At 48.5% G+C, this 20,498-nt stretch carries 17 protein-coding genes and 2 pseudogenes; 1 reads left to right on the top strand and 18 read right to left on the bottom strand.

The genetic code is table 11. The annotated features are described in order from the left end of the window. Window positions 1-76 precede the first annotated feature (76 nt). Window positions 77-1,402 carry an amino acid permease gene (locus MBEAL2_RS23370; protein WP_047154648.1) on the bottom strand — a complete coding sequence of 442 codons (1,326 nt, stop codon included), beginning with the start codon at window positions 1,400-1,402 and terminating at the stop codon, window positions 77-79. 516 nt (window positions 1,403-1,918) lie between these two features. Here MBEAL2_RS23370 and MBEAL2_RS23365 point away from each other — a divergent pair. Further along, on the top strand, window positions 1,919-2,290 hold the full coding sequence (locus tag MBEAL2_RS23365; RefSeq protein ID WP_152667904.1) for a hypothetical protein: 372 nt from the start codon (window positions 1,919-1,921) through the stop codon (window positions 2,288-2,290). A 260-nt stretch (window positions 2,291-2,550) separates the two neighbouring features. Here the strand turns inward: MBEAL2_RS23365 and MBEAL2_RS23360 are convergent. The 17 genes and pseudogenes from MBEAL2_RS23360 to infB form a co-directional block, all read right to left on the bottom strand. After that, window positions 2,551-4,220: pseudogene (locus tag MBEAL2_RS23360) on the bottom strand (ribonuclease J). Between the two features lie 190 nt (window positions 4,221-4,410). After that, complete coding sequence (dapA, locus tag MBEAL2_RS23355) at window positions 4,411-5,280, bottom strand: 4-hydroxy-tetrahydrodipicolinate synthase (protein WP_082130126.1); 870 nt, start codon at window positions 5,278-5,280, stop codon at window positions 4,411-4,413. A gap of 11 nt (window positions 5,281-5,291) precedes the next feature. Beyond that, the gene (gene dapG, locus MBEAL2_RS23350; protein ID WP_047154647.1) at window positions 5,292-6,518 is read right to left on the bottom strand and encodes an aspartate kinase; all 1,227 of its coding nucleotides are present in this window, start codon (window positions 6,516-6,518) and stop codon (window positions 5,292-5,294) included. A gap of 10 nt (window positions 6,519-6,528) precedes the next feature. Next, window positions 6,529-7,578, bottom strand: coding sequence for an aspartate-semialdehyde dehydrogenase (locus MBEAL2_RS23345; protein WP_047154646.1), 1,050 nt, complete (start codon window positions 7,576-7,578; stop codon window positions 6,529-6,531). Between the two features lie 73 nt (window positions 7,579-7,651). Beyond that, window positions 7,652-8,250: pseudogene (locus MBEAL2_RS23340) on the bottom strand (dipicolinate synthase subunit B). Continuing rightward, window positions 8,247-9,146 (bottom strand): dipicolinate synthase subunit DpsA, encoded by a 900-nt coding sequence (gene dpsA / locus MBEAL2_RS23335; protein WP_047154645.1) that lies wholly within the window; start codon window positions 9,144-9,146, stop codon window positions 8,247-8,249. Before dpsA ends, MBEAL2_RS23340 begins: the two are co-directional and overlap by 4 nt. 183 nt (window positions 9,147-9,329) lie before the next feature. Then, window positions 9,330-9,584: a YlmC/YmxH family sporulation protein gene (locus tag MBEAL2_RS23330; protein ID WP_047154644.1), complete on the bottom strand. Its 255-nt coding sequence runs from the start codon at window positions 9,582-9,584 to the stop codon at window positions 9,330-9,332. 177 nt (window positions 9,585-9,761) lie between these two features. Further along, the gene (gene dut / locus MBEAL2_RS23325) at window positions 9,762-10,208 is read right to left on the bottom strand and encodes a dUTP diphosphatase (RefSeq protein ID WP_047154643.1); all 447 of its coding nucleotides are present in this window, start codon (window positions 10,206-10,208) and stop codon (window positions 9,762-9,764) included. After that, entirely contained in the window at window positions 10,198-11,460 is a 1,263-nt protein-coding gene (locus tag MBEAL2_RS23320) for a M16 family metallopeptidase (RefSeq protein ID WP_047154642.1), read from the bottom strand. The genes dut and MBEAL2_RS23320 overlap by 11 nt, the downstream gene beginning before the upstream one ends. Window positions 11,461-11,519: 59 nt before the next feature. Then, window positions 11,520-12,473 (bottom strand): polysaccharide deacetylase family protein, encoded by a 954-nt coding sequence (locus MBEAL2_RS23315; RefSeq protein ID WP_047154641.1) that lies wholly within the window; start codon window positions 12,471-12,473, stop codon window positions 11,520-11,522. 142 nt (window positions 12,474-12,615) lie between these two features. Further along, window positions 12,616-14,724, bottom strand: coding sequence for a polyribonucleotide nucleotidyltransferase (locus MBEAL2_RS23310; RefSeq protein ID WP_047154640.1), 2,109 nt, complete (start codon window positions 14,722-14,724; stop codon window positions 12,616-12,618). Window positions 14,725-14,859: 135 nt separating this feature from the next. After that, the gene (gene rpsO / locus MBEAL2_RS23305) at window positions 14,860-15,129 is read right to left on the bottom strand and encodes a 30S ribosomal protein S15 (protein WP_047154639.1); all 270 of its coding nucleotides are present in this window, start codon (window positions 15,127-15,129) and stop codon (window positions 14,860-14,862) included. Between the two features lie 129 nt (window positions 15,130-15,258). After that, a complete protein-coding gene (locus MBEAL2_RS23300; protein ID WP_047154638.1) occupies window positions 15,259-16,203 on the bottom strand; it encodes a bifunctional riboflavin kinase/FAD synthetase in 945 nt (314 codons plus the stop codon). Beyond that, complete coding sequence (truB, locus tag MBEAL2_RS23295) at window positions 16,204-17,139, bottom strand: tRNA pseudouridine(55) synthase TruB (RefSeq protein WP_047154637.1); 936 nt, start codon at window positions 17,137-17,139, stop codon at window positions 16,204-16,206. It abuts the gene before it with no gap. Next, window positions 17,136-18,134: a DHH family phosphoesterase gene (locus tag MBEAL2_RS23290; protein ID WP_047154636.1), complete on the bottom strand. Its 999-nt coding sequence runs from the start codon at window positions 18,132-18,134 to the stop codon at window positions 17,136-17,138. Before MBEAL2_RS23290 ends, truB begins: the two co-directional genes overlap by 4 nt. Then, window positions 18,131-18,493: a 30S ribosome-binding factor RbfA gene (gene rbfA / locus MBEAL2_RS23285; RefSeq protein WP_047154635.1), complete on the bottom strand. Its 363-nt coding sequence runs from the start codon at window positions 18,491-18,493 to the stop codon at window positions 18,131-18,133. Before rbfA ends, MBEAL2_RS23290 begins: the two co-directional genes overlap by 4 nt. Before the next feature lie 28 nt (window positions 18,494-18,521). Then, a partial coding sequence (gene infB / locus MBEAL2_RS23280) for a translation initiation factor IF-2 (RefSeq protein WP_152667903.1) occupies window positions 18,522-20,498 on the bottom strand: 1,977 nt, incomplete at its 5' end.

Raw genomic sequence — 20,498 nt, 5'->3', positions numbered from 1 at the left:
AAATAAAATGAAAAGGGCCGAACTTCCCTGGTGAAATGAGAAGTTCGGTCCTTTGATTTTAGATCGGTTATGTTAACTATAAGCTTGTTCTCTTGCGTGAAAACAAGTAGGAAACTCCAACAAATAGCATGGCAGCAACGCTTATCAGTGTCCCATAAAGCGGAGACGTGACGGCCACACCGATGAAAATAACAATAAGTGCCAGGAAAGCAACAAAGCTGCCGAGCGGAAATCCCTGCCCGGTATGCGTCATCCGGCTTCGCACATGAGCAAACGCTAATAAAATCCAAATAATTAGCACAGTATAGCCAGGAATGACCATTAAATAATCAAACGTTTTTCCTTTCGTAAAAAACGCGATAATGACACCCACATACAAAAAAGAGATACTGACAAGGAGTGCACGTGTAGGCACACGCCGCTCTGATAAGAAAGCGAGAAACTTCGGTGCCTGGCCGGACAGCGCCTGGCTGTAAAGCATCCTTGAAGCTGCGTACATCCCTGTGTTCGTTGCGGACAAAACAGCTGTCAGCATCACAAAGTTCATAATATCAGCGGCATAAGGAATGCCAACCGCCTTGAACACCGTAACAAAGGGACTTTCTGTGCCGGAAAGGCCATTCCATGGCACAAGGCTCACGATAATGAGAATGGGAAGTACGTAGAAAACTAAGATCCGCATGATAACCCCGCGCGCTACCCGTGGCAGTACCTTTTCAGGGTTCTCCGTTTCACCCAGCGTCATGCCGATCATTTCACTTCCGCCAAAAGAAAACATGACAACCAGCATCGCCGAAGCCAGCCCCTGTATTCCATGGGGAAAGAATCCGCCGTTTTCGGTCAAATGTTGAAAACCAACGGCCGGGTGGTGTTCATAACCGGTAAACAAAATCGTTCCGCCGAGCAAAATAAATAAAATCAAGACGGCGATTTTCAAACCTGCCAGCCAGAATTCTGTTTCCCCGTACACATTTACATGAAGTAAATTAACTAGAGTAATCACAACGGAGACAAGTAAGGATAGAACCCAGAGGGGTACATCATGAAACCAGTATTGTAAAAACAGGGCCGCAGCCGCTGTTTCGGCAGCCATAACCAAAACCCAGTTCAGAAAATACATCCAGCCGGAAAAATACCCGGCAAACCTGCCAAGCAGCGGCTCCAGTAAATCCCGGAACGTTTTGGCCCCTGGGTTCTGTACCGCCATTTCGGCCAGTCCCTTCATAACAAACAGTAAAATAATACCGCCAATCATATAATCTAACAGCACACCTGGCCCAGCCATTCCGATCGATGTACTGCTTCCTTTAAACATGCCCGCGCCAATCGCTCCGCCGAGCGCCATCATCATAATATGGCGCGCTTTAAGACTGCGGGACAATTCTCGTTTATCCGTGCTCATATAAACTCTCCTCTGCTCTGCTGTCTATGCTGTATTAGTTTATACATCAAGTATTACCCTATCATACTTTGCACTTTATTGCGACCGGATTGTTTTGCCTGATACAACGGTTTATAACGGATAAGCGTACTTTATTTTCCTCTATTGGTAAATGGGTTCTGTGCGCAGTAAGAAAGGGCTTGTACGCTGTAGCATTATAAATATTATTACGCAGTATTTTACTACTTTTATTTTTATAATACAGAAGAGGAACGATTTCTCAAAATATTGGCCTTTTGAAGAGCAGGTACAATGAAAAACAAAACCACTCATACTGTATTAAACTTCCGTTTTAGTAAACATTAACATTGAATCAATTCCAAATTACGGAGGATGCCAAAATGGATAATCAAAATGATAATACTACAAATAGTAGCCAAGGAGATAACCAACAATAAGAAGGCTAGCTCCCTTTAACGAATAAAATCTTTATTAATGGAAAACATAACCATTAAAATAAAAACTGGGGGTTATGTCTTGAGAAGATTGTTTATGTTAAGCTTTGGAATTAAATTAATTCTTTGCCCATTGGCTGTTATATTATCCTCTTATATATTCCCGGGTATACGCTATCCTTTCCTTTATCAACCCATTGCTATAGGTGTTGTTTTAGCTGGGGCGGGAACGATAATCGAATCTGCATTTTTAAGACGAGGGACCCTTTGGATTACTACTGGAGTTGAATTCATTATGTTTGCCCTTCTTATTTACTTCCTCACGTTAGCTTTCCGTGGGGCTGATATTACATTTTCTGCTGCCATACTTACTGCCGCTATAGTGATAATCATCGAATATTCTATACATCGCTGGTTGATTCGGAATCGGGAAACACTCAAGTCACAGAAATAACTGTAAAGAACCACAACCGGCTTCGTTCCTCCCCCTTGCTCTCCCTTCTGTTTTCAGGAGGGATTTTTTATTGCTCTTTCCCTTCGCGCCACTCAACCAGCGTCTTTGTTGCTTCGTATACGCCATTGCTTACGTTCATCTTTTTAGATATAAAAGAGCAAAGGTGGTCAAAGCGTGGCCAAAGACGATTTTCACAAATTAAAAAGAGCCGAAAACCCTTGATATACAAGGATTCCCGGCTCGTATTGACTGGCTTAGAATTACACTTCCATAATAATGGGCAAAATCATCGGGCGTCTGCGCGTCTGCTCATACAGGAATCTTCCCAGCGCATCACGCACATTTGTTTTTAATGACGACCATTCATTCACGTTATCTTCCATGCAGCGGTTAAGTGTCTGGCCTACAATTCGATTCGCTTCCTCAAGCAATGCTTCTGATTCACGAACATACACAAAGCCTCTGGATATAATATCCGGCCCTGAGAGAATCGTTCCATTTTGTTTGCTCAATGTAACTACAACAACTAAAATACCATCCTGGGATAAAAGTTTCCGGTCACGCAGCACAATATTGCCGACATCACCGACGCCCAATCCATCGATTAACACGATTCCCGAGTGAACCTTCGGACCGTAACGGGCTTTTCCTCCATTAATTTCTACAGTATCTCCATTGTCAAGTAAAAAAATATTTTCCGACTGAACACCACATTGTTCAGCTAAAATGGCGTGTTGGCGAAGCATTCTAAATTCCCCGTGGATAGGAATAAAGTACTTCGGTCTCATGAAATTCAACATGAGCTTTAATTCTTCCGCGCTCCCGTGGCCGGATACGTGGATATCGCTCCCGTATATAACGTTGGCCCCGATGCGATACAGTTGGTCTACCGTTCTGGCGACGTACTTCTCATTGCCTGGAATTGGCGTCGCGGCAATTAATACAGTGTCGCCCGGTAAAATGTCAACCTTCCGGTGAGATGAACGAGCCATCCGGGTCAGCGCCGACATCGGCTCTCCCTGGCTTCCTGTAGATAGGATGACAACCTTCTCAGCGGGAAGCTTGTTAATCTCATCTACGTCTACAATCATCCTTCGGGAACGTTCAGGTAGCCCAGTTCCATGGCGATATTAACAACATTTACCATTGAGCGGCCGATAACAGCTACTCTTCGATCGTAAATCACCGCGGCATCTACAACCTGCTGGATCCGGTGAATGTTGGAAGCAAACGTAGCGACAATAATACGCCCTTTGCACTTATGGAAGTGCTCTCCAATCGCTTCTCCCACTTCACGTTCGGATCCGGTGTAACCGGGACGTTCTGCGTTCGTGCTGTCGGAAAGAAGGGCAAGGACACCGCGCTCTCCGATTTCCGCCATCTTGGCGAGATCTGCCATCTGGTTGTTGACAGGCGTCTGGTCAAACTTGAAGTCACCCGTGTGGACCACATAGCCCTCCGGTGTATCAAGGCAAACCCCGACAGTATCAGGAATGCTGTGGTTCGTCTTAAAGAACGATGCTGTAAAACAGCCGAGCTTCACTTCTGATTTATTATTAATCAGGTTCAGCTTCGCTTCTCCAAGGAGACCCGCTTCCTTTAGCTTCCCTTCGATTAATCCAAGGGTAAGCTTCGTAGCATATACAGGTACATTCACATGGCGCAGCAGGTAAGAAAGACCGCCAATATGGTCTTCATGCCCGTGTGTAATGAGGATGCCCCGTACCTTGTCCTTGTTTTCTTGAAGGTACGTAATGTCCGGAATGACAATATCGATGCCAAGCATTTCTTCTTCTGGGAATTTAAGCCCCGCATCGATGACCACGATGTCATCCAGGTACTGAATTACGTACATGTTTTTGCCAATTTCGCCCACGCCGCCCAAAGCGAAAATTGACAAAGCTTTCTGGTTAAGTTTAGACAAAATCATTCCTCCTATATTCAGTTGTAGTTACATCTAAACAAACAATAATAAAAGACCGCACCAGTCACTTGTCAATATTATACATGATAGTAAGAGCAAAACACAAGGGCTATTAACACTTACTATTTCCTTGAGAAAAGGGCGATATACAAAAAGAGCAGGGAGAATGGCTCCCTGCTCTTTTTTACCAATTTTGTTATACGAGTAAACTTTTTATAAAGTCATTTTCCCTGTCGGTAAGTGGAACGAGCGGCAAGCGCACGCTTCCGGTGTCGATTCCTTGCAACGCAAGCGCTGCTTTGACCGGCGTTGGGTTAGCAGCAATAAAAATCCCCTCGAAAACCGGCAGCAGCTTGCGGTGCAGTCCACTCGCTTTTGCTACATTTCCATCGGTAAAAGCAGCAATCATCTCCGTCATTTCATTGCCAATCAAATGGCTGGCTACGCTCACAACGCCTGCTCCCCCGATGGACATGCACGGCAGGGTCATCTTGTCGTCCCCGGTGTACAGGACAAAATCATCCGGTGTTCCGTCGATGATGAATGACATCTGGCTCAAGTCACTGCTCGCTTCCTTGATCGCCACAATGTTTTTTACATCATTGGCGAGCCGTATCGTTGTTTCCGCCGCCATATTAATAACAGAGCGGCCCGGAATGTTGTAAAGCATAACTGGAAGCGCAGTCGTCTCGGCAATCGTCTTAAAGTGCTGGTACAGCCCCTCCTGGGACGGCTTGTTGTAATACGGAACGACGAGCATAATGCCGTCGACACCTGTTTCAACCGCTTTTTGCGTCATTTCAATCGAGGCGGCGGTACTGTTGCTCCCGGTTCCGGCAATAACAGGAATGCGGCCATTTACGATTTCGACCACATGGCGAAACAGTTCGATTTTCTCCTGCCCTGTCAGTGTCGGTGATTCTCCGGTTGTTCCCGCTACGACCAGCGCAGTCGAACCTGTCGCAATTAGGTGCTCCACGAGCGCTTCCGTTTTTGCCCGGTCTACACGTAGTTCATCATCAAATGGTGTTACCATCGCTGTTAATAATCTTCCAAAAGTAGCCACGTTTTTCCTCCTCAAAATTGCACCTTATCCAGGTCGAACGTTCTATGTAGGGCGCGCACCGCCTTCACCATATCCTCTTCCCGGACGAGGACCCAAATCGTTGTATGCGAGTCAGCCGACTGCAGAATTTGAATATCTTCCTTCGTTAGCGCCTCCACAATGCGCGCCATAACCCCCGGTACACCGGCCATTCCCGCCCCAATTGTAGAAACCTTGGCGCAGTGCGGCGTCAGAGTGGGTTCATAGCCCATTCCTTCCAGAATCCGGGCGGCTTTATCCGCAAGCTCGTCATGCACAGTATAAGCGACTCCGATTGGATTGACATTAATAAAATCAACGCTGATATCATTCTCAGCCATCGCCTTAAATACCTTCATCTGCAAATCATACTGGCCTTCTTTTGCCATAACTTTAATTTGTGTGACGTTAGAAACGTACGCTATACCTGTAATCAGCCGGTCGTTGATTTCTCCGGCAATCCGGTTCAGTTCTGCAACGCTCGTTACAAGCGTCCCTTCATCATCAGAAAACGTCGACCGCACCCGGATCGGAATGTTCGTTTGCATCGCGATTTCAACCGCACGCGGGTGAAGCACCTTCGCTCCCTGGTATGCCATATTGCAAATTTCCGAATAGGTAATCGTGCTGAGTGAGCGCGCTTCTTCCACAATGCGCGGGTCGGCCGTCATAATGCCGTTAACATCGGTAAAAATATCGACCATTTCCGCCTTGAGCGCAACACCGAGCGCTGTGGCTGACGTGTCGCTGCCTCCGCGTCCGAGCGTCGTCGTATCCCACTCCGTCGTTCTTCCCTGGAAGCCGGTAACGATAACAACTTTGCCTTTCTCCAGCTCCCGCACAATACGCTCCGGGTTGATCGTCGCAATTTGCGCGTTCGCATACTCATCATTTGTAAGTATACCCGCCTGTCCGCCCGTCAGTACAGTTGCTGTAATCTCTTTCGCATTCAACATGCTGGCGAGGGTAGCAGCGGAAATAATCTCTCCGCAGGAGAGCAGCATATCCTGCTCCCGGTTTGGCAGAGAATCACCGTTCTCTTTAATGAGTTGAAGCAGCGTATCGGTTGCGTACGGGTCCCCGCTTCGGCCCATTGCCGAAACGACGACACATACGCTGTATCCCTTTTCCAATTCACGTCGGATATGGGCGATCGCACGTTCTCTCTTCTCCGGAGTCGTCAGAGATGAGCCTCCAAATTTCTGTACAAGTATTCTCATGCTGCTCTCATTACTCCTTGATTAAATTGCGTTTTACAAGCTCCTCGGCAATCTGGACCGCATTCCAGGCGGCACCCTTCAGTAAATTGTCGGAAACAATCCACATGTGAAGCCCGCGCGGATGATCCAAATCCCGACGAAGGCGGCCGACAAAGGTTTCAATTTTATCCGCCGCATCGATCGCCATCGGATATACTTGTTCTTCAGGATTATCCTGAACGACGATTCCCGGTGCGTTCTCCAGCAGTGAACGAACTTCAGCGAGATCATACTCGTTTTTCAATTCTACATATACGGACTCCGAGTGGCCTTTTACAACCGGAACGCGCACACATGTCGCGGACACCGCAATGGTTTCATCGGAGAAAATTTTCTTTGTCTCACGAGTCATTTTCATTTCCTCGTTTGTAAATCCGTTTTCAAGGAACACATCGATTTGCGGGATCGCATTAAATGCCATTTGATACTTTTGCGGCAGTGAGCCTACAGGCAGAATTTCTTTTTTCACTTCATTGCCGTGAAGAACTGCTTCTGTTTGATCATGAAGCTCCTGGATCGCTTTCGCTCCCGCACCGGACACGGCCTGGTAAGTGGAAACGATGATGCGTTCCATACCGTATTTCTCGCGCAGCGGTTCAAGGGCAGCAACCATTTGAATCGTGGAGCAGTTCGGATTGGCGATAATGCCGCCATGCTGCTCCATCGCCTGCGGGTTTACTTCCGGTACGACAAGCGGAACGTTCGGATCCATCCGGAACGCGCTCGTATTGTCAATGCAAATGGCTCCGCGTTTTGCCGCTTCAGGGGCGAGCTTCTTACTCACGCTTCCGCCTGCGCTGAACAGCGCGATTTGCACGCCCTCGAACGCTTCCGGTGTTGCCTCTTCAATGGTAAGCTCTTCCCCGTTAAATGTCACTGTTTGCCCGACCGAGCGGGCCGACGCCAGCACTTTAAGAGACGCAAGTGGGAATTGCCGCTGCTCCAGCATCTTCAGCATCTGTTCTCCTACCGCACCTGTGGCGCCGACAACTGCAACGTGATATCCATTCTTTTTCTCCATCTTTCCCACTCCTTTACGATCGTCTATGCGAATTGCACAGCTTCTGTTTATTTTTATAGAAATAGCAAAATTGCTATTGCATATAACGGTATTTTTCAACGAGCACCGGCTGCAGCTGTCTTCCTTCAAGCGCAGCTTCGCATGTTTCTTTAATTAGTTCCATCCGCGCAACAAGCGAATTCGGCTTTTTATCGGGTGCATCCTGCCCGTATGGGACGAGATAAATGTTTTTAGTAGCAGTAGCTTCGCAATATTGGCTGCATTCAGGCCCAGGCCGTCATTTGTGGAAATCGCCAGCACAGCCGGCCGCAAATTCCGCAGCGTCGCTTTTGTAGCCATCATGACCGCACTGTCGGTCACCGCATTGGCAAGCTTGCTGAGAGACGTTCCGGTACACGGCGCAATCACCATAACGTCAAGGCGCTTGGAAGGTCCCAGCGGCTCTGCGTCTACAATGGAAGAGATAATTTCATTGCCTGTAATTTCCCTGAGCTGCCTCTGCCAGTCACTTGAATCTCCAAAACGGGTATCGGTTGTCGCCACGGTATGGCTAATGACCGGTACAACCTCAGCGCCCGCTTCTACCAGCCTTCTAACCTCCGGCATGACTTCTGCGAACGTGCAATGCGAGCCGGTTAAGCCGAATCCTATCGTCTTTCCTTTCAAATTCATGGAGCTTCCCTCCTGTTTACCTTTTGATCAAAAACAAGCCGGGACAACGTATTGGCTATAATCTGTCCGGCCGTTTTCGGCGCAACGATTCCGGGTAAACCAGGAGCGAGTATTGCTTTAATTCCCCGTTTTTCCGCATAGCGGAAATCTGTACCACCCGGCTTAGAGGCCAGGTCAATAATCAAGGCGTGGTGCTGCATGTTCGCAATGATCTTCGCCGAGATGACGAGATCGGGGATCGTATTAAAAATAAGATCCGCATCATCGACATGGTGGCTCAAATCCTGGATGTAAAAAGGAGTCAAACCCATCTCAAAAATCCTCGCCAGATCCGATGATTTCCGTGCGCCAACGCGCACATGAGCTCCTAAAGCGTGCAGGGCCCGGGCCATCGATATCCCTACTCTTCCGAGGCCCAGCACCAGGCTGTTCGAGTTGTGAATCGTAAAATCCGTGTTCTGGATTGCCATCATCAGGGCACCTTCTACCGTCGGGATGGAATTGTAGATCGCTACATCATCACGGTCCATCAACTCATGCAGCTGCAGGCCGCGCCCTATCGCCAGCGATTTTAAGTAGCCCCGGGCCATCCCCGTGTAAATACAGCAGTAGGAAGGGAGCACCATAAGGTGTTCTTCCTTCAGCTGGAGAGGCTTAGAGGAAAAAATGCTCTCTACATATCCTTTATCATCCGTACCTACGATTGGAAGAATGAGTGCATCCACGTTCTGTAAAACTTCAGGAGAGAGCGGACGCTTGACAGCGCCGTTAAAATTGCTCTCCAAATTGTCAAAACCAATCAACGTAACGGTGGCATCCAGTTCGATTAGTTTCTTAATTACTTCAAGCTGGCGGGCGTCTCCACCGATGAAGGCAGCATGAATTCCCGTTAGCATTTGATAACCCCTTTCAGACCATTTTACTGCAAACCTGCGCTAAGATAAAGCATGAAAACATCTGCAGCACTGCTGTTTACCCGGAATTCGTTGCATTTCTACCTCATCGTATTCGCTTTTGCCGCCCCTTGTGACAGACACCCGCCCATAAAACTCCCAATTGTTCCGCTAACTTTTATTTTTTTACTCCGAAGTTTTCGATTTCTCATTCATTTCAATAATAATTCTTTCGCTCCCAATCGTGCGAATCGACTTCCACGGAATCGTAACCTCTTCTTTTTTTCTCCCGAGGGCAAGAAAGCTGCCCACGGGGATAATCATCGATAGAATCGCGCCCGTCTTCGGGTCGATGACAAGGTCTGATTGTCCGACGACGCCAATTCTCTCTCCGTTATCCAAATCAATAATTTCTTTTCCACCCAGTTCACTGTACCTCATTGTTTTTCCTCCTTATATGCCGGATAAGCCGTATCCGGTTCAAAATTCACCATCTGTATAGCTTTATTAGCGGAACCGCGGGAAATATGCCCGTCTGTGTAAATAAACGCAAAAAGACCGGCTCCACTGCTCTGCAGCGTCCGGTCTCGTCGTCTTCTACGTTTTCACTGTATGTCGTTATATGCCCGTATGCCCAAAGCCCCCGCTCCCGCGTTGGGTCTCTTCCAAACGGTCAACAAGCTCAAATTCAACGTGGGGCACCCACTGAAAAACAAGCTGCGCAATCCGCTCCCCTCTCTGAACCGTGAACAGTTCGCTTCCATGGTTGATCAGGATGACGCCGACTTCCCCTCTGTAATCGGCATCGATCGTGCCCGGCGAATTCAGCGTCGTAATCCCTTTCTTGTATGCAAGACCGCTGCGTGGGCGCACCTGGGCTTCCAGATTGTGCGGCATCGCCATGGCAAAGCCGGCCGGAATCAGCGCTCTCTCCCCTGGAGCCAGCACTGTGCTCTCTTTCACAGCCGCGCACAGATCAAAGCCGCTGGCGAGATCTGTCATTTTTTTCGGCACACCGATATCTTCGTTTCCCGGCAGAACCGTAATTTGTACTTTAGCGTCCAACAAACACGTCCCCCTTAATATAATCAGGGATCGTTTCAAGTGGACTGACAAGCGCTACTGCCATCGGATTGGTAAAAATACGGTCCGTTACCTGTTTCACACTGTGCACTGTCACTGCTTCCACCAGGCGAATGATCTCATCGAGTTCTAAATGACGCTGCAGGAGAAGCTCATTCTTGCCGAGCCGGCTCATCCGGCTGCTCGTGCTTTCAAGGCTGAGCATGAGGCTTCCCTTGAGCTGCTCTTTCCCTTTGTGCAGTTCATCCTCGGTAATCCCATGCTGGCGCAGCCTGGCTGTCGTGTCAATCATCACGTTGTACACTTCCTCCAGCTGCTTCGTAGCCGTTCCTGTATACAGGGTAAACGTTCCCGCTCCCTTAAAAGCAGAATGGTAAGAAAACACGGAATAGGCAAGACCGCGCTCTTCCCGAACCTCCTGAAACAGGCGGGAACTCATGCTGCCGCCAAGAACGTTATTCATGAGAATAAGAGAATAAATATCCTCATGCCCAACGGAGTACCCGGGGAAAGAGAGGCAAAGATGAGCCTGTTCTGTCTCCTTCGTTCTCCAAATCGAACCGGCTGTAAAATCGGGAGTCCGGTCCTCGATGAGCTGGATAGGGGTGCGCTCATACCCGGAAAAATAACGGGTGATTTCTTCGAGCAGCCCGTCAGGGACATTGCCGGCCACTGTAATGACCGTTTGATCCGGGGTGTATCTTCCCTCTATGTAACGAACAATATCGTCCCGCTTCAACCCGTTCAGCACATCCTCGGTACCGAGAATGGCATAGCCGAGCGGGTCATTCTCATAGCACGCTTTTGCGATTAAGTCGTGCACGAGATCATCTGGCGTATCATCATACATTCTAATTTCTTCGATAACCACGTTTCGCTCTTTGGCAAGCTCCTGTTCATCAAACACGGAATTGAAATACATATCCGCAAGAATTTCCAGAGCGCCCGGCGCATGTTCATCCAAGACACGCGCATAGTAGCATGTGTATTCCTTTGATGTAAACGCATTTACGTTTCCGCCAATTTGATCGAACGCTTCCGCAATCTGTTTGGCTGAACGCGTGGTTGTACCTTTAAACAGCATGTGCTCGATAAAATGGGAAATGCCGTTCCATTCTTTATTTTCAAATCTTGAGCCGGTGCCAATCCATACGCCTAGAGCAACCGACCGTACTGTGGGGATTTTTTCAATGATAACCCGCACCCCATTCTTGAGGGTGTATTTTTCTATCACTACGCTTGCCTCCTCGGATTCAACATACATATTTTTTTACTATAACAAACTTGCGCTTTTCACTCAATAGCAGGAACCCGTTTCGACGATATCGTCTCGCTTACCGTACCGAGCAACAGCTTCTTCCCTTTAATATATTGAATTAATCTTGGCAGTGTGTTGGCTGTCGATTCGGTGGGATGCATCAAAATGAGCACACCGTTCCCGATTTTCGGTGATACGTTCCGGAACCATTGCTCCGAAGATGGTTTTCTCCAGTCAATCGTATCCGCGGTCCACAGTATCGTTCTTAATTGATAACGCGCCGCCATATCTACGACTCTCTGATCATAGTCTCCGGACGGTGGAGCGAAAAGAGATGGGACGACCCCGGTCGCTTCCTGAATGACTGTGCTTGTTTTTGTAATCTCCTGTTCAATGCGCGTCAAAGAAAGCTTGCTCATGTTCGGATGGCTGTAAGCATGGCTGCCGATTTCGTGGCCGGCTTCTACAATCTTTTTCGCTTCGTCCGGGTACTTCTTCGTCCAGCTCCCATCAAGAAAAAACGTTGCCCTTACTTTTTCCTTCGCAAGCGTTTCAAGGATGGCCGGAAGATACTCATTTCCCCAGGCCACGTTTATCATGAGAGAGACCATCGGTTTTTGCATGTTGCCACGGTACACCTCAGCAGGCTCCAACTCCTCAAGCTGGGTTTCCGGTTCGACTTCTTTATAAACAAGCAACGCCTCATTCCATACACCGGCTTGCTTCATTTTTTTCAGCGTTCCTGCCTCATCAATGACCAGCCCATTGTAACCGGGAACCCCTTTCCAAATCGGGTCGATCCGGCCGTTTACCGGGGGAATATCCTTCGTTCTTTTTAGCTGCTGAAGCTTACTTTGCCATTCCCCTGCTACTGTTTCCAGTGCTGCCCGATCCGCCTTTTTTGATGATATATACAAAGTAACCGGGACGGAATCGATTGTTTTATAGAGCAAAAAAAATAAAAATACAAGTACAGCTACCCGCTTCACAGCACATCACTCCCGCATCGATATAGGTTTGTACCACTCTATGCGCTGCTGGCGGGAATCATGTATGAAAAAGGGAATCGAGCGTTACGGGCATAAAAAATAGCGACTGACTTCACAAAAAATCATGTCGCTATCGTGCGTATTATTCTTTTGCTTTTTCTTCGGCTTCTTTCTGCTCCTTGAGCAGTACCTTGCGCGAGAGATTGACGCGGCCCTGGTTATCAATCTCAGTAACCTTGACCATAATCTGATCACCGATGGAAACGACATCTTCCACTTTCGCCACGCGTTCTTCAGCCAGCTGGGAAATATGGACAAGTCCGTCTTTTCCGGAGAACAGTTCAACGAAGGCACCGAACTTCTCAATGCGTTTCACTGTGCCGAGGTATACTTGCCCTACCTGGACCTCACGCACGAGGTCTTCGATGATTTTCTTCGTTTTCTCATTCATTTCGCTGCTAATGGAAGCGATGTACACGCGGCCATCCTGCTCGATATCGATTTTAACGCCCGTCTCTTCAATAATTTTATTGATGATTCGGCCGCTCGGTCCGATAACATCACGGATTTTATCCGGATTGATACGCATGGTTGTAATTTTCGGCGCGAACGGAGACATTTCTTTATTTGGTTCCTTAATCGCTTCTTCCATGCGTTTCAGGATGAACATCCGGCCTTCCCGGGCCTGTGTTAATGCTTCTTCAAGAATCTGACGGTTAATCCCCTCGATTTTGATGTCCATCTGCAGCGCGGTAATGCCCTGGTGGGTACCTGCTACTTTGAAGTCCATATCTCCAAGGTGGTCTTCCATCCCCTGAATGTCGGTTAATATCGTTACGTTATCATTATCCTTAACTAGACCCATGGCAATTCCAGCTACCGGCGCTTTAATGGGTACACCGGCCTGCATCATTGCCAGCGTACTGGCACAAATACTCGCCTGGGAGCTGGAACCGTTCGATTCGAGTACCTCAGAAACGAGGCGGATGGTGTACGGGAATGTATCCTCGTTCGGGATGACCGGCTCAAGCGCCCGTTCTCCAAGCGCTCCGTGCCCGATTTCCCTGCGGCCTGGCGGGCGAAGCGGACGTGCTTCTCCTACGCTGTATGGCGGGAAGTTGTAGTGGTGCATAAACCGCTTCGATTCTTCCAGCCCAAGACCGTCAAGAATTTGCACATCGCCCAGCGCACCAAGCGTACATATGCTGAGTACCTGTGTCTGCCCGCGTGTAAACAGGCCTGAACCGTGTGTACGGGGCATCAGGTCCACCTCACAGGAGATTGGACGAATTTCGTCAATAGCCCGTCCGTCCGGACGAACCTTGTCCTCTGTGATAAGGCGGCGCACTTCATCCTTCACAATGTCGTGGAGCACTTCATTAATGGCCTTGGCATCTTCCGGGTAAACTTCCGCGAAATGAGCAAGGGTTTCCTCATTAATCGTATCAATTGCGTCATAGCGGGCCTGTTTTTCCTCAATTCGAACCGCTTCCACAAGGCGTGCTTCTGCGTAATCTTTTACTGCCGCTTCAATTTCGGCATCAACCGCATGCAGCACGACTTCCACTTTTTCTTTTCCGACCTCAGCTGCGATCGCTGAAATTTCTTTTACGATTTTCCGGATTTCGTCATGGCCGCGCATAATGGCTTCAAGCATGACTTCTTCCGGTACTTCGTCAGCTCCGGCCTCCACCATGTTAATCGCGTCGTATGTACCTGCAACCGTTAAATTAATGTCGCTTCTCTCCATTTGCTCGACCGTCGGGTTAATGACAATTTCACCATCCACGCGGCCGACAATCACGCCCGCAATCGGCCCGTTAAACGGAATATCAGAAATGCTCAGTGCAGCCGACGTACCGATCATGGCAGCGACTTCTGTGGAGCAATCCTGGTCGACTGATAACACAGTATTTACAACCTGAATTTCATACCGGAATCCCTCTGGGAATAACGGACGAATCGGCCTATCGATTAAGCGGCTTGCGAGCGTTGCTTTCTCGCTCGGGCGTCCTTCTCGTTTAATAAAGCCTCCGGGTATCTTACCTACAGCATAAAGTCGTTCTTCATAATTAACCGTTAACGGGAAGAAATCCAGCGGTGATGGATTCTTCGATGAGGTGACTGCGCTCAAAACGGCTGAATCGCCATAGCGTACAAGAACCGCCGCGTTTGCCTGCTTCGCAAGTCTGCCGTATTCAATCGACATCTTCCGCCCGGCCACATCAAATTCAAAAACTCTTGGTTCCATATAAAGAGGCCTCCTTTCTTGATTCAACAAAAAATATTTCGTCATTTTTCTAGTATTTCCTGCAAACCCTAGAAATAAAAGAAAAATTTACTATTGTAATTAAACATGAAAAAAGCGGGGAATCCCCGCTTTTGCTTATCGGCGTAAGCCTAACTTGGTAATCAGATCACGGTAGCGAGCTACGTCTTTATCTTTAAGATAAGCGAGCAAGTTACGACGCTGACCAACCATTTTCAAAAGCCCGCGACGGGAATGGTGGTCTTTCTTGTGAGTGCGTAAATGATCGTTCAGGTAATTGATTTTTTCCGTTAGGATAGCGATTTGTACTTCCGGAGAACCTGTATCAGATTCATGAGTACGGTATTCTTCAATCAACTGTTGCTTGCGTTCTTGTGTTAAAGCCATCCTGTTCACCTCCTCTTTCGTATCCCCAATGCCCCAGAGCGCCGTTGGTGAATCGGCATTCCAAGCCACGGTTTAAAACTTACAAAATAAACTATATCATATTTCACTCCAAGAGTAAAGGCTTGTCCGCTATGCGGTCACGTATTTAGAAAACTGCGCTTTTGCTGTCACAACATCCTGCTTAATCTGGGAAATGAGCCCATCAACACCCGCAAATTTCTGTTCCTCACGGATGAAAAACAAAAATTCCACAGCGAGCACTTGATCGTACAAATCCCCGGAGAAATCAAGGATGTGCACCTCCAGCGATTTTTCTTTCCGCTCATTTTCAAACGTAGGCTTGATCCCTACGTTCATTACGCCGAAACACTCTCTATCGCCAATCTGCACTCTCACACCATACACTCCGTTTTTCGGAACAATGTAAGGGGATGCCAGCTTTAAATTAGCGGTAGGAAACCCGATCGTTCTGCCTCTCTTTTCCCCGTGTACAACGGAGCCGCGGACAGTGTAAGGGCGGCCGAGAAACTGGGTCGCCTCTTTAATTTTCCCACTATATAAGTATTCCCTGATAAGCGTACTGCTCACCTTCTCGCCGAATCGATTAATCGGAGAGATAACGTCCAGGCCATATCTGCCCTGCGCGTGGTTTTGCAGCGTAAAGGCGGTGCCAAGCCCTTTATGGCCAAATGTGTAGTCAAAGCCGACAACGACATGGCAGGGGCGAAGACGCAGTAAAAACTCATCAATGAAATCTTCGGGATAAACAGCGGCAAACGAAATATCGAACTGAACGACATAGGCGATTTCTACACCCATCACCTTCAACTGCTCCAGCTTTTCATCAAGCGGGGTTAAATACTGCGTGTACCCGCTCTGTCCAAGTATTTCCCGCGGATGCGGATCGAAGGTCATAACAGCGGCGGCAATTCCAAACCCTTTTGCCAGGTCAATTGCCTTCTGAATCACCCTTCGGTGCCCGACATGTACCCCATCAAAGTAGCCCATGGCAAGCACGCATTCTGTCCCTTCAAAATCCGACGGCAGCGGATAGTGCAAATGTCTAACTTCCATTTATGCCTCCCCCTCCGGAAACACCCTGACTGGCTTTGATTCCACACCTTTTTCTCTGTCTATTTCTGTTACTTCATGCAGCGCAAGGAACGTCCCATCCGGCGCATAGAGCCGAAGCTTATCTCCCACCTGCCAGGCATCAGGCCGAAGATGGCGCTGGCTGAGCCCGTTTCGGATCGCCTGCACCCTTCCCGCCGGTATGTGCACCGCCGGATACTGAAAAAGCGCGTGATCGAGCGGGTACAAAAGCTTCTGTAACCCCCCCGCAGAAACCGCAGCCTCTACTTCTTCCAGCGTGACACACTGTGCCAGTTCGAACGGACCGCTCCTTAGCCTTTGTAAATAAGACATATGAGCCGGGTACCCGAGCGCCCTGCCAATGTCGGTACACAATGTCCGCACATAGGTGCCTTTTGAGCAAGTTACCGTATACGTAACAGCCGGATATTCCGTATGTAAATTTATCTCTTCAACAACTATGTCGTAAATCGTTACAGGACGTGCTTTACGCTCTACGGTCTTTCCCTCGCGTGCAAGTTCATGCAGCCGTTTCCCGTCTATTTTTACCGCCGAATACATCGGAGGAATTTGTTCAATATTCCCAATAAAGCGATTTATAACAGAACGAATCTGCTCCTCATCCAGGGAAGAGTCGATTGTTTTTGTTTCCAGCACCGCGCCGCTCGCATCTTCTGTGTCGGTGGAGAAACCGATGGTAAGCGTCGCCCTGTATTGTTTGGGCGCATCATGCAAATAATCCGCAACCTTGGTTGCCTGGCCGATACAAATCGGGAGGACACCTGTCACATCTGGATCCAATGTGCCGGTATGCCCGACTTTTTTTGTGCGGGCCAGTTTACGAATCTTCATGACACAATCATGTGAGGTAAAGCCCGCAGGCTTGTAAAGGGGCAAAATTCCGGATAACACATTCATCCCCTCCTGCCTGCTTCCTGCAGCGCTTCGCTCACTTTTTCTTCCACCCGTTTTTTTGCTTCTTCGATGGAGCCATGTATCGTACAGCCTGAAGCGCGCACATGCCCGCCGCCGCCAAAGGCAGTCGCAATCGCTGCCACATCTACCTGGCTGCGGGAACGCATGCTTACTTTTATTTTTCCATCGGGCACTTCCTTATATAAGATGCCGACTTCAATGCCTTCCACATTGCGCGCATAGTTAACGAGGCCTTCTGTATCTTCCCCCGCTGCGCCTGTTTCCCGCATATCGGCCAGGGTGACCGTCATGGAAGCTACCTGATCCTCATCCGTAAATTCAAGGGTTTGTAACGCCCGTTTGAGAAGCTCGAGGTGAGGTTTTGTTATCGCCTCAAGAACCCTTTCGGCAATCGCTCCCGGAGCTACACCATGTGAAAGCAAGGAAGAAGCGGCCTGCATAACATGCGGAGTCGTATTGGAATAACGGAACCCGCCTGTGTCGGTCAGCAGTCCGGTGTACAGGCAGGTCGCTAATTCCTGAGTCAGCTCCACTTCCATATGCTGAATCAAATCAAAAATCACTTCCGCCGTCGCCGCAGCATCCACCCGAACAAGGTTAACGGTACCGAATAAATCATTGGTCGGGTGATGATCGATATTGAGCAGGTGATAGCCCTCCGCAAACCAATCTTCCACCCGGCCCACTCTGGAAAAGTCAGCACAATCGCACGTAATGACGACATCATGCGATGTAACTTCCTTTACAGCATCGGCGTTTTCAATTCCCATCGCTCCCGGCAAAAACATGAATTTATCAGGGGTGGTCCCCTCATTAACCAGAGTAACCTGCTTGCCCAGTTGCTTTAAAAGCCAGCCCATGGCAAGCAGAGATCCAGTGGCATCTCCGTCGGGGTTTACGTGATTGACCACAAGAAAATGCTCATTCTCCGTAATAAAACGGGCCGCTGCCTCAAGGGATGCCTGAATCTCGCTCATTCTTCCTCTTCCCCTTTGGTTTTATTTATCTCTGTAAGAAGGGTTTCAATGCGGCTTCCATAGGCTACCGACTCATCGATTTTGAATACAAAATCCGGGGTATGACGAAGGCGGACCCGGCGGCCAATCTCGGTCCGCATAAATCCTTTCGCCTTATCCAATGCCTTTAACGTATCGTTGCGCTGATCCTCATTTCCAAGGACGCTAATAAATACCTTCGCCTGCGAGAGATCGCCGGATACCTCCACATCTGTAATGGTAACAAAACCGATGCGCGGATCTTTGATTTCACGCTGAATTATCTGGCTTAATTCTTTCTTAATTTGTTCGCCTACACGATTCGTACGGACATTACCCATCTATGTCACCTCGTTTTGCTCGCAGGGATTATTGAGCGATTTCCTCCATGACAAATGCTTCGAGGACGTCTCCTTCTTTAATATCGTTATATTTCTCAATTGTAATACCACACTCATAACCCTGTGCAACTTCTTTTGCATCATCTTTAAAGCGTTTTAGCGCATCGACTTTCCCTTCAAATACTACAATGCCATCCCGGATAATGCGGATACCGGCATCCCGCTGGATTTTCCCATCGGTTACATAGCAGCCGGCGATCGTACCGACGCGGGAAACTTTAAACGTCTGCCTTACTTCCGCCTGGCCGATGATCTTTTCCTGGTAAACCGGCTCAAGCATACCTTTCATCGCTGCTTCGATTTCTTCCATTACCTTGTAAATAATACGGTGAAGACGAATGTCTACTTTTTCTGCTTCCGCAGTCGCACGCGCATTTGGCTCAGGACGTACGTTAAAACCAATCACGATGGCATTGGAAGCGGAGGCGAGAATAACATCCGATTCGGTAATTGCGCCAACGCCGCTGTGGATGATTTTCACGCGAACGCCTTCTACATCGATTTTCTCAAGCGAGCCGCGGAGTGCTTCAACCGATCCTTGAACATCACCCTTGATGATTACGTTGATGTCTTTAATTTCACCTTCCTTAATCTGGTTAAACAGATCATCCAGTGATACACGGGCAGAAGCGCGCAATTCGCTTTCACGACGTTTAACCGAACGGCGTTCCCCAACCTGGCGGGCGGTTTTTTCGTCTTCAAACACCATAAACTGGTCACCGGCCTGGGGCACATCGTTCAATCCTGTAATTTCTACCGGTGTAGACGGCAGCGCTTCTTTAATGCGCCGTCCTTTATCGTTTACCATGGCACGAATACGGCCAAACGCTGTTCCGACAACTAATGGATCTCCGATTTTTAACGTTCCGCTCTGTACGAGAATCGTTGCTACCGGGCCACGGCCGCGATCGAGCTCGGCTTCAATGACCGTGCCGCGCGCTCTTTTGTTCGGATTCGCTTTTAACTCCTGGACTTCCGCCACGAGAAGAATCATCTCAAGGATATCATCAAGACCTTCATGCTTTAACGCAGACACATGAACAAAAACAGTGTCGCCGCCCCAATCTTCCGCCACGAGACCATGCTCGGTTAACTCCTGCTTTACACGATCCGGGTTAGCGGCCGGCTTATCCATTTTGTTCACAGCGACGATAATCGGCACATTGGCTGCTTTCGCATGGCTGATAGCTTCTACTGTTTGTGGCATAACACCGTCATCGGCAGCTACGACAATAATTGCAATGTCTGTTACCTGGGCTCCACGGGCACGCATCGTTGTAAACGCGGCGTGGCCTGGGGTATCGAGGAATGTGATTTTCTTTCCGTGTCTTACAACCTGGTAAGCACCGATATGCTGCGTAATACCGCCGGCCTCTGTTGACGTAACATTGGCCTCCCGGATCGCATCAAGAAGCGTTGTCTTTCCATGGTCAACGTGACCCATAATCGTTACAACTGGCGGACGTTCCTCCAATGTATCCGGTTCATCCACTTCTTCAATATTTTCAAAATCATTGTAGTCGAGCTCAATTTTTTCTTCGACTTCAATTTCAAAATCCGCTGCGATTAAATGGATCGTATCAAGGTCGACTTCCTGGTTGATTGTCGCCATAACGCCAAGAGCAAAAAGCTTCTTGATAATTTCGGAAGGCGCCTTTTTCATTTTCTTGCCCAGTTCCGCTACGGTCATCGGACCTGATACGGTGATTTTATCGACCTTCACTTCAGGCTTCGGCGGCTGTTGCTGAGCTGCCGGACGCTGCCTGTTGTTATTGTTGCGGTTGCGATTTTGATCCGTCGATTTTTTATTATCTTCAAAGCGCTTCGGACGCCCATTTGATTTTTGGGTTGTTTTTCCGCGCGTTTGATCGTTGCGATCTTCGCGGACCGGTTTCGCTGTCGCTACTTTCTGATTGTTGCCTCTTGGCTGGTTATTTCCACCGGA

The organism is Aneurinibacillus tyrosinisolvens, from assembly GCF_001015055.1.
Taxonomy (GTDB): Bacteria; Bacillota; Bacilli; order Aneurinibacillales; family Aneurinibacillaceae; genus Aneurinibacillus_A; species Aneurinibacillus_A tyrosinisolvens.
Note: the sequence above shows the minus strand (reverse complement) of the source record. Positions and strands in the feature narration are given on the sequence as shown.

Bases quoted from the DNA above. Each gene is read 5' to 3' on its own strand.
- MBEAL2_RS23290 (WP_047154636.1), bottom strand. From the start codon at position 18,134: ATGAGCGAGATTCAGGCATCCCTTGAGGCAGCGGCCCGTTTTATTACG.
- truB (WP_047154637.1), bottom strand. From the start codon at position 17,139: ATGAATGTGTTATCCGGAATTTTGCCCCTTTACAAGCCTGCGGGCTTT.
- dapG (WP_047154647.1), bottom strand. From the start codon at position 6,518: ATGAGAATACTTGTACAGAAATTTGGAGGCTCATCTCTGACGACTCCG.
- dpsA (WP_047154645.1), bottom strand. From the start codon at position 9,146: ATGCTAACGGGAATTCATGCTGCCTTCATCGGTGGAGACGCCCGCCAG.
- rbfA (WP_047154635.1), bottom strand. From the start codon at position 18,493: ATGGGTAATGTCCGTACGAATCGTGTAGGCGAACAAATTAAGAAAGAA.
- MBEAL2_RS23330 (WP_047154644.1), bottom strand. From the start codon at position 9,584: ATGAGGTACAGTGAACTGGGTGGAAAAGAAATTATTGATTTGGATAAC.
- MBEAL2_RS23370 (WP_047154648.1), bottom strand. From the start codon at position 1,402: ATGAGCACGGATAAACGAGAATTGTCCCGCAGTCTTAAAGCGCGCCAT.
- MBEAL2_RS23310 (WP_047154640.1), bottom strand. From the start codon at position 14,724: ATGGAACCAAGAGTTTTTGAATTTGATGTGGCCGGGCGGAAGATGTCG.
- MBEAL2_RS23345 (WP_047154646.1), bottom strand. From the start codon at position 7,578: ATGGAGAAAAAGAATGGATATCACGTTGCAGTTGTCGGCGCCACAGGT.
- rpsO (WP_047154639.1), bottom strand. From the start codon at position 15,129: ATGGCTTTAACACAAGAACGCAAGCAACAGTTGATTGAAGAATACCGT.
- MBEAL2_RS23300 (WP_047154638.1), bottom strand. From the start codon at position 16,203: ATGGAAGTTAGACATTTGCACTATCCGCTGCCGTCGGATTTTGAAGGG.